General features: G+C 59.7%; 15 protein-coding genes. 5 read left to right on the top strand and 10 right to left on the bottom strand.

The window, feature by feature from the left end; all coding sequences use genetic code 11:
* The first annotated feature begins 6 nt into the window (after positions 1-6).
* The 3 genes from ACWR1S_RS10940 (at position 7) to ACWR1S_RS10930 (ending at position 2,066) form a co-directional block, all read left to right on the top strand.
* Positions 7-753, top strand: coding sequence for a tRNA-uridine aminocarboxypropyltransferase (locus ACWR1S_RS10940; protein WP_034154936.1), 747 nt, complete (start codon positions 7-9; stop codon positions 751-753).
* A 225-nt stretch (positions 754-978) separates the two neighbouring features.
* Positions 979-1,629, top strand: coding sequence for a response regulator transcription factor ErdR (erdR, locus tag ACWR1S_RS10935; RefSeq protein ID WP_093436424.1), 651 nt, complete (start codon positions 979-981; stop codon positions 1,627-1,629).
* Between the two features lie 74 nt (positions 1,630-1,703).
* Entirely contained in the window at positions 1,704-2,066 is a 363-nt protein-coding gene (locus ACWR1S_RS10930) for a diacylglycerol kinase (RefSeq protein ID WP_042557932.1), read from the top strand.
* Here ACWR1S_RS10930 and ACWR1S_RS10925 read toward each other — a convergent pair.
* Positions 2,063-2,989, bottom strand: coding sequence for a LysR family transcriptional regulator (locus ACWR1S_RS10925; protein WP_007908725.1), 927 nt, complete (start codon positions 2,987-2,989; stop codon positions 2,063-2,065). The two genes, ACWR1S_RS10930 and ACWR1S_RS10925, sit on opposite strands and share 4 nt — an antisense overlap.
* A gap of 133 nt (positions 2,990-3,122) precedes the next feature.
* Here ACWR1S_RS10925 and fpr point away from each other — a divergent pair, with 133 nt between their 5' ends.
* Positions 3,123-3,902, top strand: a complete 780-nt coding sequence (gene fpr, locus ACWR1S_RS10920; protein ID WP_007908723.1) for a ferredoxin-NADP reductase — start codon at positions 3,123-3,125, stop codon at positions 3,900-3,902.
* Between the two features lie 158 nt (positions 3,903-4,060).
* On the opposite strand, the gene tsaA is transcribed toward fpr, so the two are convergent.
* From tsaA to rimO, 6 genes are all read right to left on the bottom strand, one after another.
* Positions 4,061-4,759 (bottom strand): tRNA (N6-threonylcarbamoyladenosine(37)-N6)-methyltransferase TrmO, encoded by a 699-nt coding sequence (tsaA, locus tag ACWR1S_RS10915; RefSeq protein WP_454563483.1) that lies wholly within the window; start codon positions 4,757-4,759, stop codon positions 4,061-4,063.
* 182 nt (positions 4,760-4,941) lie between these two features.
* Complete coding sequence (locus ACWR1S_RS10910; protein WP_454563482.1) at positions 4,942-5,712, bottom strand: SDR family oxidoreductase; 771 nt, start codon at positions 5,710-5,712, stop codon at positions 4,942-4,944.
* Between the two features lie 128 nt (positions 5,713-5,840).
* Positions 5,841-6,311, bottom strand: a complete 471-nt coding sequence (locus ACWR1S_RS10905) for a YehS family protein (protein WP_007908719.1) — start codon at positions 6,309-6,311, stop codon at positions 5,841-5,843.
* A gap of 72 nt (positions 6,312-6,383) precedes the next feature.
* Positions 6,384-7,094, bottom strand: coding sequence for an rRNA pseudouridine synthase (locus tag ACWR1S_RS10900; RefSeq protein ID WP_160056321.1), 711 nt, complete (start codon positions 7,092-7,094; stop codon positions 6,384-6,386).
* 187 nt (positions 7,095-7,281) lie between these two features.
* Positions 7,282-7,755, bottom strand: coding sequence for a GNAT family N-acetyltransferase (locus ACWR1S_RS10895; RefSeq protein ID WP_454563481.1), 474 nt, complete (start codon positions 7,753-7,755; stop codon positions 7,282-7,284).
* A gap of 315 nt (positions 7,756-8,070) precedes the next feature.
* Positions 8,071-9,408 carry a 30S ribosomal protein S12 methylthiotransferase RimO gene (rimO, locus tag ACWR1S_RS10890; protein WP_034154944.1) on the bottom strand — a complete coding sequence of 446 codons (1,338 nt, stop codon included), beginning with the start codon at positions 9,406-9,408 and terminating at the stop codon, positions 8,071-8,073.
* Positions 9,409-9,758: 350 nt separating this feature from the next.
* On the opposite strand from rimO, the gene ACWR1S_RS10885 reads away from it, so the two are divergent.
* Complete coding sequence (locus ACWR1S_RS10885; protein WP_454563551.1) at positions 9,759-11,600, top strand: potassium transporter Kup; 1,842 nt, start codon at positions 9,759-9,761, stop codon at positions 11,598-11,600.
* Between the two features lie 197 nt (positions 11,601-11,797).
* Here the strand turns inward: ACWR1S_RS10885 and ACWR1S_RS10880 are convergent, their stop codons facing one another.
* The 3 genes from ACWR1S_RS10880 to mprF all read right to left on the bottom strand — a co-directional run bounded on the left by ACWR1S_RS10880 (position 11,798) and on the right by mprF (position 16,759).
* Positions 11,798-12,109, bottom strand: coding sequence for a DUF3077 domain-containing protein (locus ACWR1S_RS10880; protein WP_454563480.1), 312 nt, complete (start codon positions 12,107-12,109; stop codon positions 11,798-11,800).
* Positions 12,110-12,824: 715 nt separating this feature from the next.
* Entirely contained in the window at positions 12,825-14,120 is a 1,296-nt protein-coding gene (locus ACWR1S_RS10875) for an AcvB/VirJ family lysyl-phosphatidylglycerol hydrolase (protein WP_454563479.1), read from the bottom strand.
* Positions 14,120-16,759: a bifunctional lysylphosphatidylglycerol flippase/synthetase MprF gene (mprF, locus tag ACWR1S_RS10870; RefSeq protein WP_454563478.1), complete on the bottom strand. Its 2,640-nt coding sequence runs from the start codon at positions 16,757-16,759 to the stop codon at positions 14,120-14,122. The genes ACWR1S_RS10875 and mprF overlap by 1 nt, the downstream gene beginning before the upstream one ends.
* Between the last annotated feature and the right edge of the window lie 294 nt (positions 16,760-17,053).

The following is a 17,053-nucleotide window of genomic DNA, read 5'->3' as shown; positions in this document are numbered from 1 at the left end:
CCCGCGATGAACCATGCCCCCAACGCCGTCGCCCGTCTGCGCGATCAGCGCGAAGACGAAGGCATCAAGCCGATTCAGGCCCGTGGCTTTCGCTCCGAGCGCTGCCGCGATTGTCGGGTGATCATCAGCCATTGCCTGTGCGCCTGGCGTCCGAGCGTTGAAACGCGTTCGGGCGTGTGCCTGATCATGACTGGCAAGGAAGTGTTCAAACCGAGTAACACCGGTTGGCTGATTGCCGACGTGGTGCGCGATAACCATGCCTTCATCTGGTCGCGCACCGAGCCCGATCCGCAGATGCTCGCGCTGCTCAATGACCCGCAATGGCAGCCGTATCTGGTGTTTCCCGGCGAATACGTCGAGCCGTCGCGGGTGACCAACACCGTCGCGATCGATAGCAGCAAGCGCCCGCTGTTCATACTCCTCGACGCCACCTGGACTGAAGCGCGGAAGATTTTCCGCAAGAGCCCGTATTTCGATCGCTTGCCGATTCTCAGTCTGCTGCCCGACAAACTCTCGCGCTACCGTTTGCGCCGCTCGACCCGCAGCGAGCACCTGTGCACTGCCGAAGTGGCGGCGCTGTGCCTGGAACTGGCCGGTGACAGCGACGCCGCATCAGCGCTGGACGCCTATTTCGACGTGTTCAGCCAGCACTACCTCGGTGCCAAGCAACAACTGGATATGAATGAATCGACCCCCGCTCACGCCGAGTTGCTGCCCTATATACGAAAGCCGCAGCCGGAGTTGGCCCAATAGTGGCCCATACTGTACGCAGCGGCGGCCGTGCTGCTTGACCACCCCGTCTTCGCTGGGCATGCTTGGCGCCGATTAGGGTGCGGCCAAGGTTTGAAACGCCGTTTTTGCTGTTGATTGGCGTTGAACGTGCCCCTGTGGATATCGCTTCAAAAAGCGGCATCTTGAGTTGCTTTGGCCAGACCGGAATGCACCGGTTCTGCCATCAAAAACAGGATCATTTGAAAAATGGCCACATACGACATCCTGATTGCCGATGATCACCCTTTGTTTCGTAGCGCCCTGCATCAAGCGGTGACGCTGGGCCTTGGCCCGGATGTACGGCTGGTGGAAGTGGCGAGCATCGCCGAACTGGAAGCGCGCCTGACCGAAAAGGCTGACTGGGATCTGGTTCTGCTGGACCTGAATATGCCTGGCGCTTTCGGGTTTTCCGGGTTGGTCATGCTACGCGGACAGTACCCGCAGATTCCGGTGGTGATGGTTTCGGCGCAGGAAGAAGCTTCGGTGATGGTCAAATCCCGTGAGTTCGGCGCCAGTGGCTTTATTCCCAAGTCCAGCGACCTCAGCGTGATTCAGGAAGCCGTGCGCAAAGTGCTCGATGGCGATGTGTTCTGGCCGCCGCAGGCGTTCGAAGCGGTCGCCGTTTCCGACGAAGCCAAAGCCGCCAGCGATGGCCTTGCCAGCCTGACGCCGCAGCAGTTCCGCGTGCTGACCATGGTCTGCGAAGGCCTGCTGAACAAACAGATTGCCTATGAGCTGAGCGTGTCCGAAGCGACCATCAAGGCCCACGTCACGGCGATCTTTCGTAAGCTGAATGTGCGCACCCGCACGCAAGCGGCTTTACTGCTGCAACAACTTGAGTCAATTCCGAGCCAATAATGGCTGGCGTCTTCACGTTTTTTTGACTTTTGTTGATCTAGCTTTCCCACTCCTTTTTGGTTGGTTTCTACTTTATGTCACCTTTCAAGGGCCAGACCGGCCTGAAACGTATCCTCAACGCCTCCGGTTATTCGCTCGACGGCCTGCGCGCGGCCTTCACCGGTGAAGCGGCATTCCGCCAACTGGTGCTGCTCAATGTCGTGCTGGTTCCGCTGACCTTCTTCCTCAATGTCAGCCGTGTCGAACAAGCATTGTTGATTGCTGTGTGCCTGCTGGCGCTGATCGTCGAGTTGCTGAACTCGGCAGTCGAAGCGGCCATCGACCGCATCTCGCTGGAGCTGCACCCACTGTCGAAGAACGCCAAGGACATGGGCAGCGCCGCGCAGTTTGTGGCACTGAGCATGATCGCTTTGGTGTGGGCAGTGATTCTGCTTTAAGCGATTGTCGGCAAGACGATCTCGTCGCTGCGCTGCACCCCGGCGGTGAAAGCGCGGCACAGTTCCAGGAACTCGCGCATCGCCGAGGTCTGGTACTTCTGTTTATGCCAGATGAAGTAGAACTGCCGCGCCAGATCCAGATCTGGCGTTTCCACCGGCACCAGACTGCCACGGCGGAACGCATCACGTAACGCCAGCCGTGAGATGCAGCCAATCCCCAGCCCCGATTCCACCGCGCGTTTGATCGCTTCGGTGTGTTCCAGCTCCAGACGGATATTCAGCGCACTGCGATGGTGACGCATGGCCTGATCGAAGGTCAGCCGCGTGCCGGAGCCCTGTTCACGCAGAATCCACGCTTCATGCGTCAGCTCCTCCATGGTTGCAGTGCCGCGTTGGGCCAGCGGATGCTGCGGCGCGCAGAACACCACCAGCTCATCCTCGACCCAGCTCTGCACTTCGATGTCCGGGTGGCTGCAATCGCCTTCGATTAGACCCAGATCAATTTCGTAGTGAGCGACTTGTTGCACGATATTGGCAGTGTTCTGTACGTGCAGCTTCACCTGACTTTCCGGGTGGCGTTGCATGAAACTGCCGATCAGCAGCGTCGCCAGGTAGTTGCCGATGGTCAGCGTCGCGCCGACCGACAGCGAGCCGAAACCGGATTTGCCGTTGAGCAGGTCTTCGATTTCCTTGGCCTGATCAAGCAGGGCCACCGCTTGCGGCAACAGCTGTTTGCCAAGGGCGTTGAGGCTCAGCCGTTTGCCGGCGCGGTCAAACAGCTGGCAGCTGGATTGGCGCTCGAGTTCGGTGATCGAGGTGCTGGCAGCCGACTGCGAGAGGTTGAGCAGACCCGCAGCACGGGATACGCTTTCCTGCTGGGCGACGGCGACGAAGACTTGCAGTTGACGGAGAGTAAATCGCATATCGATATAACCGATAACCCTTATCTTAATAATCCAGTTAACAGATATTGTCGTCGCTATTAGAATGCGATGCAATTGCGCACCGTCGCCTTCAAAAGCCAGCGCAGACCCAATCTCCAGGAGTCAAACGTACATGAGCAACATGAACCACGAGCGTGTCCTCAGTGTTCATCACTGGAACGACACTCTGTTCAGCTTCAAGTGCACCCGCGATCCGGGCCTGCGCTTCGAAAACGGTCAGTTCGTGATGATCGGCCTGCAACAGCCCAACGGCCGCCCGCTTATGCGCGCTTACTCGATCGCCAGCCCGAACTGGGAAGAGCATCTGGAGTTCTTCAGCATCAAGGTGCAGGACGGCCCGCTGACCTCGCAGTTGCAGCATTTGAAGGAAGGCGACGAGATCATCATCTCGAAGAAGCCTACCGGCACCCTGGTACTCGACGACCTGAACCCGGGCAAGCACTTGTACCTGCTGAGCACCGGCACCGGTCTGGCGCCGTTCATGAGTGTGATCCAGGACCCGGAAACCTACGAGCGCTTTGAAAAAGTGATCCTGGTTCACGGTGTGCGTTACGTCAACGAAGTCGCCTACCGCGAATTCATCACCGAGCACCTGCCGCAGAACGAGTTCTTCGGCGAAGCGCTGCGTGACAAGCTGATCTACTACCCGACCGTGACTCGCGAGCCTTTCGAGAATCAGGGCCGTCTGACCGATCTGATGCGCAGCGGCAAGCTGTTCAGCGACATCGGCCTGCCACCGATCAACCCGCAGGACGACCGCGCGATGATCTGCGGCAGTCCGAGCATGCTCGACGAGACCAGCGAAGTGCTCGACAGCTTCGGCCTGAAGATCTCGGCGCGGATGCGCGAGCCGGGTGATTACTTGATCGAGCGTGCATTCGTCGAGAAGTAAGCCCCAAAACTGTAGGAGTGGGCCTGCTCGCGATAGCGATGGATCAGTCAAGATGGATGTCGACTGACACGGCCCTATCGCGAGCAGGCTCACTCCTACAGAAAAGCAAAAAGCTCGCGTTGCCTGAGAAGGCAGCGCGGGCTTTTTCGTTTCCGGGGTCAGGCCCCGGCAGGGATGACTTCGAGCACGCGGATCTGCTCAGGTGTTGGGTAATGCCAGCGCACGTCCAGATCCCAGAACTGCGCGCCGTATTCGCGCTCAGGCACCGGTGTTTGATAGGCCGGACGCGGATCCTGAGCCAGACACTGTTCAATCAACGCCACTAAAGGCTCATCAAGGCGCTGAGCGTGTGTGTGCGCTTGTTTCAGTGCCGAGTCCGTCCACTGCACGTCAATCAGCTGCGGCGCCGCACTGGCGATGCTGTTGGCGGCCTCGGGGATGATGTCGGCGTAAGGCACGTAGGGTTTGATGTCGAGAACCGGCGTGCCGTCGAGCAAGTCGATGCCGGAGATGAACAGGCGATTGGCTTCGACCTTGTCCAGTTTCACTACCGATTGGCCAATGCCGTTGGGCCGGTGAGTCGCGCGGGTGGCGAATACGCCCATGGACTTGTTGCCGCCCAGTCGCGGTGGGCGGACTTTCAGCCGTGGTTTTTCTTCCAGTGCCTGATGAAACAGGAACAGCAGCCAGACATGGCTGACCTGTTCCAGACCCTGCACGGCATCACCCTGATCGAACGGCGCCACCAGTTCCAGCACGCCACGGGCAGCGGGGGCCAGTTGTGGCTGGCGGGGGATGGCGAATTTCTCCTTGAAGCAGGAGCGCACGAAGCCGATGGGGGAGACGCTGTAAGTCATGGTTTGCATTCGAAGCGGGGCAGGGGGGGCATGATAACCCGTCCCGTCTCAAGTCTGGTGGTGGCAGGGCGGACGCCATCGCGAGCAGGCTCACTCCTACAGGGTTGTGGGTGTACACAATATCTCTGTTCGCTGAAAATCCCTGTAGGAGTGAGCCTGCTCGCGATAGCTTCACCGCCGACCTAGAGGCTGAACCCGCCATCCAGCGGAATAATATTCCCGGTCATATAAGCCCCCGCCGTACTCGCCAGACTGATCGCCAACGCCGCCATCTCCTCTTCACGCCCCCACCGCTTCATCGGAATCAACGCCGTATCCTCAGCCAGCGCCTTCTCATCATTACCAATATGCTGCGTCATCTTGCTTGGAAACCGCCCCGGCGCGATCACGTTGACATTGATGTGCTGGCTCACCAGTTCCCGCGCGAGAATCCGCGACAGCTGATGCAGGGCGGCTTTACTCGGCCCGTAGGCATACGCCTGCTCACCAAACGAAGAAATCCCCGCCACCGAACCGATATTGATAATCCGCGCCGGATTCGCCGCCGAGCCGGCCTTGCGCAACAGCGGCAGAAACTGCTGGATGCAACTGAACACCGACGTCACGTTGAGCTGCATGACCTTCTCCCAGCCCTTGACCGGATAACTCTCCAACGGCGCGCCCCACGTGGTGCCGGCGTTGTTCACCAGAATATCCAGATGCGTGATCTGCTCGCCCAGGCGCGCAGCCAGTTCCTGCACGCCTTCTTCGGTCGCCAGATTCGCCGCCACGCCGTGGCAGTTGCCCAGGGCGCTGAGTTCTTCCGCAGTTTGATGGCAGGCTTCGGCGTCGCGCGAGCAGACGTAAACGCGCGCGCCAGCCTCTACAAAGGCCTTGGCGATCATTTTGCCGATACCACGGGTGCCGCCGGTCACCAGAGCGGTGCGGCCTTGCAGGGAGAAATACGGATGCATGGCGAGTCCTGAGGATTAGGGATCAGTACACCCTAGTCGTCAGCCGCGAAAAGCGGAGCCACTATTTTCGGAAGGAATGAGCGGTCATGCGTTGCGGTGGCGACCATCGGTCGCCACCGCAGAGGGGATCAGGCCGGGCGAACGCGCAGGGTCAGACCCTTGAGGAAGTTGCGCAGCAACTGGTCGCCGCACGGGCGGTAGTTGGTGTGGCCGACCTTGCGGAACAGTGCGCTCAGCTCAGGCTTGGACACCGGGAACTCGGCAGCCTTGAGGATCGCGTGCATGTCGTCTTCTTTCAGTTCGAAGGCCACGCGCAGCTTTTTCAGAATGATGTTGTTGGTCACCGGCACTTCGATCGGCTGCGGCGGACGGCTTTCGTCCTTGCCACGCTTGAAGATCACCAGACCGTCGAGGAAGTGCGCGATGACTTCGTCCGGGCAGCGCACGAAACCTTCTTCGTCTTCTTCTTTCTTGTCGAGCCAGGTCACTACGTCGGCGAGTGCGACTTCCATGCCGCCGAGCTTGATGATCTCGACAACCTTCTTGTCGCTGATGTCGAGCATGTAGCGCACGCTGCGCAATACGTCGTTATGAATCATGTGAGTAATCCTGATAAGCGTTGTGGGCAGCGCGCAGGCGCGCTGCCGGAATGTGTGGCGGCAGTGGAAGTCTTAGAACTTCTCTTTGCCGGACAGGTAGCGCCATTGGCCGACCGGGACTTTGCCGATCGAGACGCCGCCGATGCGGATGCGGCGGATGCCGATGACCTTCAGGCCGACCGCTTCGCAGAACTGGGCGATGATCCCCGGCTGCGGATTTTTCATGGCGAAGCGCAGACGGTTTTCGTTCTGCCAACTGGCCTTGACCGGTGGCAGCTCCTTGCCCTTATGCGTCAGGCCGTGCTGCAAACGGTTGAGTCCGTGGGCGACCATGTCGCCTTCGACTTCGACAATGTATTCCTGCTCGATCTTCGCGGCGTCGGCGGTGAGCTTGCGCAGGATTTTCCAGTCCTGGGTGAACACCAGCAGACCGCTGGCCTTGGCTTGCAGGTCGGCGCTGGCGGTCAGGCGCAGGAAGTGCCCGCGCAGGGGGCGCTTGCTGAAGCGATGTTCTTCGCTGAGGGTTTCGGCGCTCAGTGATTGCATGGCGGTGTCGACGTCCATGCCGGCTGGCGCGTTGAGCAGGATGGTCACCGGCTCCGGCGCGGTGGCCTTGGCGTCCTTGTCCAGCTCGACCTTCTGGTCGCCGACCTTGAACTGCGGCTCGTCAATCACTTCGCCGTCCACGGTGACCCAGCCGCCCTCGATGAACAGCTCGGCCTCCCGGCGGGAGCAACCGACCAGTTCGATGAGGCGTTTGGAGAGGCGAATCGGGTCAGTCATGACAGGGCCGTAACAAAAAAGGGGTGGGCATTGTACCTGTGTGGCGCCGGTTAAGCCCGGTTCCATTTTCGCGGTGTGGCTTTTTGTAGGAGTGAGCCTGCTCGCGATAGCTATCTGGCATTCGACATTGATGTTGGCTGATCTGACGCTATCGCGAGCAGGCTCACTCCTACATGGGGTTGTGGTGTCAGCCGTTACCTGAGCGTTGCTGGTTTTGGCGCAAGCGCATGTGCAGCAACGGATACGGCTGGCCCATGCCATCCACCTCCGAGCGGCCGATCACCTCGAAGCCCTGCTTGAAGTAAAAGCCCAAGGCTTGCCGGTTCTGTTCGTTGACGTCGAGTTCGTCAGCATTCAAATGCTGCAAGGCGTAGTTCAGCAGTTTCTTGCCCAAGCCCTGACCCCGATAATCTGGGTCGATAAACAGCATCTCGATCTTGCCCGCTGCAACACCGGCAAACCCGGTGATGCGCTGATTGGCGTCCTTGGTACAGATCAGCATCACCGCATCCAGATAACGCGTGAGCACCAGATTGCGCAGCAGCTCGATATAACTGTCCGGCAGAAAATCATGGGTGGCGCGGACCGAGGCCTCCCAGACCCGGGTCAGTTCCTGATAATCGCTGAGTTTCGGCGTGTGGATGACCGAATGGTGACGCATGCCCGTCTGCCTCTTGTCCGTTTCAAGGGAGTCCGTCCCCCGCTAAACGATAGCCGTAAAAAAGCCCCGCATCTTGTAAAAAGAGCGGGGCTTTCTGTTTGTTGCGGTGTATGGCTGGCTATTTCTGTCGCCGGCAAGAACTCTCCCCCTCACCCCAACCCTCTCCCCCAGAGGGGGCGAAGGGGAAGGGAGCTGATCTTCGTGCTGTTCAAAACCTGAGTTCGACCGGATAGCTCAGGTCGATGTACCTCGAAAGAACAACACGGTCAGCTCCCTCTCCCTCTGGGAGAGGGCTGGGGTGAGGGGCTTTTGACCTTAGATCTGCTCAGCCCACAGGTCATATTCGTCAGCGTCAGTAACCTTGCACCAGACCTTGTCACCCGGCTTCAGATTGCTGCCGTTATCAATAAACACGTTACCGTCGATTTCCGGTGCATCGAAGAAGCAGCGGCCAACCGCGCCTTGCTCGTCGACTTCGTCCACCAGCACTTCGATTTCACGGCCGATGCGCATTTGCAGACGAGCAGAGCTGATCGCTTGCTGGTGCGCCATGAAGCGATCCCAACGATCCTGCTTGACGTCGTCCGGTACGATCTCCAGATCCAGATCATTGGCCGGAGCGCCCTCCACCGGCGAGTACTGGAAGCAGCCGACGCGATCGAGCTGGGCTTCGGTCAGCCAGTTCAGCAGGTACTGGAAGTCTTCTTCGGTTTCGCCCGGGAAACCGACGATGAAGGTCGAACGGATGATCAGATCCGGGCAGATTTCGCGCCAGTTCTTGATCCGCGCCAAGGTCTTGTCTTCGAACGCCGGGCGTTTCATCGACTTCAACACTTTCGGGCTGGCGTGCTGGAACGGGATGTCCAGGTACGGCAGGATCTTGCCGGCGGCCATCAGCGGGATCAGCTCGTCAACGTGCGGGTACGGGTAAACGTAGTGCAGACGCACCCAGACGCCGAGGGTGCTCAGCGCTTCACACAGTTCGGTCATGCGGGTTTTCACCGGCGCGCCGTTCCAGAAACCGGTGCGGTATTTCACGTCGACGCCGTAAGCGCTTGTGTCTTGCGAAATCACCAGCAACTCTTTAACGCCGGATTTGACCAGACGCTGGGCTTCGTCGAGCACATCACCAACCGGACGGCTGACCAGTTTGCCGCGCATCGACGGGATGATGCAGAACGAGCAGCTGTGGTTGCAGCCTTCGGAAATCTTCAGGTAGGCGTAGTGGCGCGGGGTCAGCTTGATGCCTTGCGGCGGCACCAGGTCGATCAGCGGGTTGTGATCCTTACGCGGCGGCACGACTTCGTGCACAGCGTTGACCACTTGCTCGTACTGCTGCGGACCGGTCACGGCCAGCACGCTCGGGTGGACGTTACGGATGTTGCCTTCTTCCACGCCCATGCAACCGGTGACGATCACCTTGCCGTTTTCCTTGATCGCTTCGCCGATCACTTCCAAAGACTCAGCCTTGGCCGAATCGATGAAACCGCAGGTGTTGACGACTACAACGTCGGCGTCCTGATAGGTGGACACCACGTCATAGCCTTCCATGCGCAGCTGGGTCAGGATGCGCTCGGAGTCGACCAGTGCTTTCGGGCAACCCAGAGATACAAAGCCAACCTTTGGATTGGCCGGCGCAGGAGTGGTGGACATGTCTAACCTCGGTATTTTGTGACATCGCTTTCTTGGTGCGAAAGCCGACGGATGGGCGCTTAGGGCGCGCCTCTGATCAAAAAGTGCGCAATTCTAGCGGCGGGCAACGCACTTGACCAGCTTTATGCAGGGAAATACGACGAGTGCTGCGCTATGCTTCGCGCGGTTGAGCTTTACCAATTTTTTACAGTCAACAAAACGTCTGTAACAACAGGTAAAACAGCGCATGCTGCACCACAAAGCATAGTGCTTCATTCAAAGAAGCCGGTTCTGAGAAGTAGGAGTGTTGGATGGGTCAGGCAAGTAGTCATGCGGCAGGCGCCGAGGGTTCGGCCACCAAGCCGCTGAGCATGCTGGTCGCGGCGGTCGGGGTAGTTTACGGCGACATCGGCACGAGCCCGTTGTACACCCTCAAAGAAGTGTTTTCCGGCGGTTACGGCGTTCCGGTCAACCACGACGGCGTGCTGGGCATTCTGTCGTTGATCTTCTGGTCGCTGATCTGGGTCGTGTCGATCAAATACATGATGTTCGTGCTGCGCGCCGACAACCAGGGCGAGGGCGGCATCATGGCGCTCACTGCACTGGCACGTCGCGCGGCGGGGCATCGCAAGAAGCTGCGGTCGTTGCTGGTGGTGTGCGGACTGATCGGTGCAGCGCTGTTTTACGGCGACAGCATGATCACCCCGGCGATTTCCGTGTTGTCGGCGATTGAAGGTCTGGGACTGGCGTTTGATGGCATCGACCATTGGGTGGTGCCGTTGTCGTTGGTGGTGCTGGTCGGGTTGTTCCTGATCCAGAGTCACGGTACGGCGAGGATCGGCATTCTGTTCGGGCCGATCATGGTCACCTGGTTCCTCGTCCTCGGCGCCCTAGGTGTGTATGGCATCAGCCACACGCCGGAAGTGCTGCATGCGATGAATCCTGCGTGGGCGGTGCGTTTCTTCACCGTGCACCCAGGCATGGGCGTGGCAATCCTCGGCGCGGTGGTGCTGGCGCTGACCGGTGCCGAAGCGCTTTACGCCGACATGGGCCACTTCGGCCGCAAGCCGATTGCCCGGGCGTGGTTCATTCTGGTGTTGCCGGCGCTGGTGCTCAATTACTTCGGTCAGGGCGCCTTGCTGCTGGACAACCCGGAGGCAGCGCGTAACCCGTTCTATCTGCTGGCACCGAGTTGGGCGTTGATTCCACTGGTCGGCTTGTCGACGTTGGCCACGGTGATCGCTTCGCAAGCGGTGATTTCCGGCGCGTTCTCCCTGACTCGTCAGGCGATTCAGCTTGGTTACATTCCGCGCATGTACATCCAGCACACCTCCAGCGATGAGCAGGGCCAGATCTACATCGGTGCGGTGAACTGGGCGCTGATGGTCGGTGTTGTCTTGCTGGTGCTTGGCTTCGAATCCTCCGGCGCGCTGGCTTCGGCCTACGGCGTTGCAGTGACCGGCACCATGCTGATGACCACCATTCTGGTGTCGGCAGTGATGCTGTTGCTGTGGAAATGGCCACCAATCCTTGCCGTGCCGGTGTTGATCGGTTTCCTGCTGGTGGACGGTCTGTACTTCGCCGCCAACGTGCCGAAGATCGTGCAGGGCGGTGCATTCCCGGTGATCGCCGGTATCGCGCTTTTCGTGCTGATGACCACCTGGAAACGCGGAAAGCAACTGCTGGTCGATCGCCTCGACGAAGGCGCGCTGCCGCTGCCGATCTTCATCAGCAGCATCCGCGTACAACCACCGCATCGCGTGCAGGGCACTGCGGTGTTCCTCACCGCGCGCTCCGACGCCGTGCCGCATGCGTTGTTGCACAACCTGCTGCACAACCAAGTGCTGCATGAGCAGGTGGTGTTGCTGACGGTGGTTTACGAAGACATCCCGCGCGTACCACCGTCGCGGCGTTTCGAGGTGGAAGCGCACGGAGAGGGCTTCTTTCGGGTGATCCTGCACTTCGGCTTCACCGATGAACCGGACGTGCCGCAGGCGCTGAAGCTGTGTCATCTGGATGATCTGGACTTCAGTCCGATGCGTACGACCTACTTCCTCAGCCGGGAAACGGTGATTGCTTCGAAACTTGAGGGGATGGCGCGTTGGCGTGAGGCGCTGTTTGCGTTCATGTTGAAGAATGCCAATGGGAACTTGCGGTTCTTCAATCTGCCGCTGAACCGGGTGATTGAGTTGGGGACGCAGGTGGAGATGTAAGCCCCGCCGCAACTCAAAAGCCCCCGTCAGCTTCAAGGCTGTCGGGGGCTTTTTTGTGCCTGCACATAAACCTCAAACCCACGCAAATCCCCCTGTGGGAGCGAGCTTGCTCGCGAAGGCTGAGTGACAGGAGAAGCATTCTTCGGCTGACCCACCGCATTCGCGAGCAAGCTCGCTCCCACAAGGGTTCTGTGGTGTTAGTGGCTTTCAGGCAATTCTTCTTCGGATTCGGTCTTTGTGCGAGCAGGTCGTGGCATCAACGCCTGAATCACATCATCAATCAAGGCTTTACCCATCACCGTCAGGTAATGCGCAGCCCAGGCATGGCGGTCAGTGTCTCTGATGAAGGCAGCGTCTTCTGCGAAGGATTTGGCGAGGGATAGCAGGTCGGAGGATTGCGACAAGGCATCGATGATCGGGATGCCGGCGCGGACGTTGAAGAACGCTCGATCCGAGTTGTAGAGGAAGGGGGTGAAGCCGATGGTTTTAAGATCAGATGGATTGTTCATTGTCAGTTCCCTTGATTTCGAGAGCTGCCGCATCCGATACCAAGCGAATGGGTGGCAGCTGTGCGCAGGTTGGTAAACCGGGGAATCAAGGAAACCGGCACGCCCGAAAGCGTCCCACGCACAGCTGCCATAACACAGGGGCTCGGACGGGTTTCGCCTGAGTCGTGTCGGGTGCGCTGTTGCGCCTTATTCCACCGGGTTACCAAGCCCGATCGCTGAATGGGTCAGCGACGTCCGGAGAGTATCCCGTCGAAAAACAGCGCAATAGAGCGGCAAGGCGCCCGAACACGAGTTTCGGAGTTTGCCTACAAGGTCTGTGGGCGTCATCTGATATTGCGAGACTGGAAGTAAACGAAACTAAACGTTGCTGGCGGTTTTGCGGGTATTTGTTCGGCAGATGAATGAGTGTGGAGTTGACGATTCGATAATGCCAATTAAGCAGGTGTCCACGTTTTATGGAATGTGGACACTTGGCGCTTTTAGCTTCCTGAAGAGTCAAGAAATTTACGAGCGTCGGCACAAAACCGCTGAATCCAGCGCGATTCCCCTGTGGGAGCGAGCTTGCTCGCGAAGACATAGTCTCAGTCGACGAATCTGTAAACTGACCCACCGCTATCGCGAGCAGGCTCACTCCTACAGAAGAATGAGTTAATCGTCCGAGATGTAAAAAGCCCCCGAAACTGCGAAGTTGCGGGGGCTTTTGTGGAGGCTCAGATCACTCTTCGGCGACCGAGTCCTTGCTCTGGCGCTTCTCGATCAAGTCCACCAAGCGCTTGGCCAGCGCCGGGTAGTTCTCGTCGAAGTGGTGGCCGCCAGGCAGTTTCACTGCCTCGCCAACGGCAGTCTTGTCCGTGCAGCCACTTTCATCCGTCTCTTCTTCACCGTAGATGCACACAACCTTGGCCGCTGGCAGCTTGGCCATCTCCGGGCCGGTGGCGGCTTCTTTGCCGGCGTTGCCCAGCCAGCCTTCGACTTCGATTTCGAAGCTGCCGGTGCGGGCGAAGGCCAGCAGGATGATTGCGTCTACGCGTTGCTGCTCGGTGTCTGGCAGGCGGTTGTAGATCGCCGGCAACACGTCAGCGCCGAACGAGTAACCGGTGAGGATAAAGCGCTTGGTGCCCCATTTCTGCCGGTAGTGCTGCATCAGTTCGGTCAGGTCCAGTGCGCTTTGTTCCGGGCTCTTGTGCTGCCAGTAGTAGCGCAGGGTGTCGATGCCGACCACCGGGTAGCCGATCTTGGCCATCTCGCCCGCGACGTCGCGGTCGAGGTCGCGCCAGCCGCCGTCACCGGAGAGGAACAGGGTCACGGTGTCTTTCGCCTGGCCGGCCGGCACTTCAACCACCGGAATCGCCAGACCGCCGTTGGCCTTGTCGCCGCCAACGAGGATTTTGCGCAGTTCGTTGTTCAGCACTTGCGGCAGGTTGATGTCGTAGTCGCTGATGCTGGTTTCGGCGTTCGGTTGATCGCGCACGAAACCTGCGCTGGCGTCGTCCGGGTTGTCGTTCCACGCCGCCAGCCAGTGGCCGTGGGCGGCGGATTTCGGCAGCAGGTGGGTGCAGCCACCTTTTTCCAGAGCCAGATCGACGGAGATGGCCTGGGCCTTGTCGTCTTTCTGTTCCGACAACCAGCGCCAGGCCAGCACAGCGCCTGGGCCGATGCCGGCGACCAGCGTGGCCGGGCCATTCAGTTCACGCAGACCCGATTGCAGGGCGCGGCTTTGCAGCAGGCAGTCCTTGGGCAGAATCACCTGAACGATCTGCGCCGAAGCGCTGCGGCTCAGGGTCGTCAGTTGTTTTTCACTGAGTTTCTGGTCGTCGTTGACTGCGACCAGCACCTGCGCCTTGGGCTTGGTCCCGGGAATGACGCGGGTCATGGCGGCGCCATCGGCCGGGGTCAGCTGTTCGACGGTCGGTTCCGGTGCCGGGCGTTTCAGGTACCAGTAACCGCCGCCGGCAATCACGGCCAGCACGATCAGTGCGGCCAGGATGTACTTCAGGGAGCGTTGAATCATCAGCGTTTCACCAATCCAGTCAAGCCGCCCGCGATCAGGGCAGCAGTGTCGGCCAGCGCCACCAGCGGATCGAGTCCGGCGGGCACGGCCATATAACGGGGTTCCCAGTCAGGCTGGAACTTGTCTTTGAAGCGGCGCAAGCCTTGGAAGTTGTACAGCTGCTCACCACGGCGGAAAATCATCGAGCCCAGACGCTGGGTCAGCGGTGCACCACGCCGGGGTTGCAACCCCGACAACGGCACCATGCCCAGGCTGAAACGCGCGTATCCGTGACTCTTATAGTGTTGAATCAGGCCGACCATCATGAATTCCATGGTCAGTTTGGGGGCGTCCGGGTGCGCGCGCATCAGGTCGAGACTCGCCAGGTCATGGCTGTAAGTCTCGAGCAGGTTGGCGAACGCCACCGGGCGACCTTCGAAGCGAATCACCGCGATGCGGAAATGCTTCAGGTATTCGTCGCTGAAACGGCCGAGGGAGAAACCTTTCTCTCGCACGTTCTTGCCGGTCAGCCACGCATCGGAAATCACTCTCAGCTCATCCATCGGTGCCTGACCTGGCTCATGGATTTCCAGCGACAAGCCGTCGCGGGTGCCACGGTTCCAGGTGTAACGCAGGTCCTTCATCTCTTTGCCCTTGGCTTCCAGGTCAAAGCGATGCAGATCGACCCGGGCTTCTTCGCCGAGTTTGATCGCGGTCAGGCCGATGTCCATGTAGTACGGCAGGTTCTCCGCACGGACCTGGTAGAACACCGGGCGGGCGTGGTGAATATCGCAGAGGTCGCGGAACTGCCAGATCATCTCGGCGCGCTGCTGGCCGGGGCCGATCGGGTCGTACAGCGCCACCAGGCTGCGGCCACGGCGGGCGTACATCAGGAAGGCTTCGTCGTTCTGGTGAAACAGTAACGCCTTGTCACCGGTCAGTGCGAGGCCACCGTCGGGTTGCGACGATGCCATCAGGATCTTCGCTGCGCGATCGAGTTCGTCAGGCGTCGGCAGGTGAATGACCGGTCGCGCAGTGCGCAGCAGCCAGGTCAGTGCAATCACCAGCAACAGCACGGCGGCGCCGAGCAGCGAACGCAGGCCACGCGGCGCGTCAGCATCCAGAGTGAACTGCCACCAGAGTTGATGGCTGTACGGCACGTCTTGATAGGCGAACAGTAGCAGCCACGTCGAAGCACCGAGGACGCACAGGCTGGCCACCAGATACAGCGGCGAGAACGGCAGTTCGGTCAGGCGACTCGGGCGATAGAACGAGCGACGGAACACACCGAGCAGCGCAGCCGTCAGGGTCATCAGCGTTGCTTCTTCCCAGTCGAAACCTTTAAGCAGCGAGAGCAGGGCGCCGACCAGCAACAGGATGGTGGTGAGCATCCACGCGGCCGACAGGCGACGGCGCAGGCCTTGAGCGAGCATCAGGCAGAGGACGCCGATCAGACTGGCGCCGAAGTGCGAAGCGTCAACCAGACGATGCGGGATCAGAAAACCGATGTGCTCCAGACGTGTATCGATTTCCGGAGTCGCCCCGGAAAACAGCAGCACCACGCCGGACAAGAACACCAGCACTGCCAGAATCGGTGCCGCCAGACCGGAGGCTGCGCGCATGGTCTGAGTTTGAAACAGGCGCTGGCCTTCGTTGATCAGCAGGAATACGCAGGCAACGAGCAGCGGCAGCACCACGTAGATCAGGCGATACAGCAGCAGCGCAGCGGCCAATGGCGCGGCACCGAGCTTGTCAGCGAAAGCGGCCAGCAGAATCGCTTCGAATACACCGACGCCGCCGGGTACGTGGCTGAGCACGCCAGCCGCCAATGCCAGCAGGTACACCAGCAGGAACGCACCAAACGGCGGCGCTTCTGGCAGCAACAGATATAGAACAGTGGCAGCAGCCGCAACGTCCAGGGCGGTAATGATCAGTTGCAGGAACGTCAGGCGACGCCCCGGCAAACGCAGGGTGCGGCGGCCAACCCTGACCAGCAGGTTGTCGCGCAACGGTTGTTCCGGCAGGCGCCGACGGTAGATGCCGATAGCCAGTACTGCGCCAAGCGCCAGCACAACAGCGGCGACTGTGCCGAGCAAGCCTTCGGACAAACCCAGTGCCTGGGATGCCGCAGGCAGGTCGCTCAGCGTTGCCAGTGCAGCCAGCGGCGGCAGGGCGCAACCCAGCGACAGGCTGGCGAACAAGGTCATGTGCGCGACTTCCGACGCCCCCAGACCCAATCGCGCATATAAACGGTAGCGCACCGAACCGCCGGACAGCAGCGACAGGCCGATCGCATTGCCGATCGCAAACGCCGTGAAACCGCCCAGCGCCAACGTGCGCGGTGGCAAGGTCACGCCGGCATAGCGACTGGCCGACCATTCGTAGCCAAGCAGAATAATGAAGCCGACCACGGTCGCACCGAAGGCGCCGAGCAGTGCAGGTTTCGGCACATCGAGAATTGAGTCGTGCAACGCATCGAGATCGAGTTCGGCGAGCAGATGACGACAGGCAATCAGCGCAATCGCGAACAACAACAAAGTGACCCCCAGCCCGATGGGCTGACGGTATTTGCTCAACCGATCCAGCAAGCGCAAACGCTCGGGTTTGATCGGATGTTCCGCTGTGACGGTGTCTTGTGGATCAGACGAGTTGGCGCGCATCAATCACCTCTTGGATTGTGCGCGACAGGATGGAGGTATCCAGCCAAGTTACCAATCCCTGTAGAAAAAAATAATCACAAAATACTACGCCTCTCACCGGGTATCGGCGAGGGCAGTTCCTGGATTGCAGACGTCTTGCCTGCGACTCAAGCATAGTCGCAAGTGAGGACTTCTGAAGATCCCAAGCGGTTCACTGCACGGTGACAGATCATTGTTGCGAAAGGACTTTTTCAACAGATACAAAAAAGGCCACTCTTTCGAGTAGCCTTTTTTGATGTTTGGTTGCGGGAGCCG

This window comes from Pseudomonas sp. AIG, from assembly GCF_977020205.1.
This window is presented reverse-complemented; position numbering and strand designations above follow the sequence as displayed.

Excerpts from the sequence above, each read along its gene's own strand:
- ACWR1S_RS10875 (WP_454563479.1), bottom strand. The coding sequence starts at position 14,120 with ATGATTCAACGCTCCCTGAAGTACATCCTGGCCGCACTGATCGTGCTG.
- rimO (WP_034154944.1), bottom strand. The coding sequence starts at position 9,408 with ATGTCCACCACTCCTGCGCCGGCCAATCCAAAGGTTGGCTTTGTATCT.
- ACWR1S_RS10880 (WP_454563480.1), bottom strand. The coding sequence starts at position 12,109 with ATGAACAATCCATCTGATCTTAAAACCATCGGCTTCACCCCCTTCCTC.
- ACWR1S_RS10940 (WP_034154936.1), top strand. The coding sequence starts at position 7 with ATGAACCATGCCCCCAACGCCGTCGCCCGTCTGCGCGATCAGCGCGAA.
- ACWR1S_RS10910 (WP_454563482.1), bottom strand. The coding sequence starts at position 5,712 with ATGCATCCGTATTTCTCCCTGCAAGGCCGCACCGCTCTGGTGACCGGC.
- ACWR1S_RS10895 (WP_454563481.1), bottom strand. The coding sequence starts at position 7,755 with ATGCGTCACCATTCGGTCATCCACACGCCGAAACTCAGCGATTATCAG.
- mprF (WP_454563478.1), bottom strand. The coding sequence starts at position 16,759 with ATGCGCGCCAACTCGTCTGATCCACAAGACACCGTCACAGCGGAACAT.
- ACWR1S_RS10885 (WP_454563551.1), top strand. The coding sequence starts at position 9,759 with ATGCTGGTCGCGGCGGTCGGGGTAGTTTACGGCGACATCGGCACGAGC.
- ACWR1S_RS10930 (WP_042557932.1), top strand. The coding sequence starts at position 1,704 with ATGTCACCTTTCAAGGGCCAGACCGGCCTGAAACGTATCCTCAACGCC.
- ACWR1S_RS10925 (WP_007908725.1), bottom strand. The coding sequence starts at position 2,989 with ATGCGATTTACTCTCCGTCAACTGCAAGTCTTCGTCGCCGTCGCCCAG.
- erdR (WP_093436424.1), top strand. The coding sequence starts at position 979 with ATGGCCACATACGACATCCTGATTGCCGATGATCACCCTTTGTTTCGT.
- fpr (WP_007908723.1), top strand. The coding sequence starts at position 3,123 with ATGAGCAACATGAACCACGAGCGTGTCCTCAGTGTTCATCACTGGAAC.
- ACWR1S_RS10905 (WP_007908719.1), bottom strand. The coding sequence starts at position 6,311 with ATGATTCATAACGACGTATTGCGCAGCGTGCGCTACATGCTCGACATC.
- tsaA (WP_454563483.1), bottom strand. The coding sequence starts at position 4,759 with ATGACTTACAGCGTCTCCCCCATCGGCTTCGTGCGCTCCTGCTTCAAG.
- ACWR1S_RS10900 (WP_160056321.1), bottom strand. The coding sequence starts at position 7,094 with ATGACTGACCCGATTCGCCTCTCCAAACGCCTCATCGAACTGGTCGGT.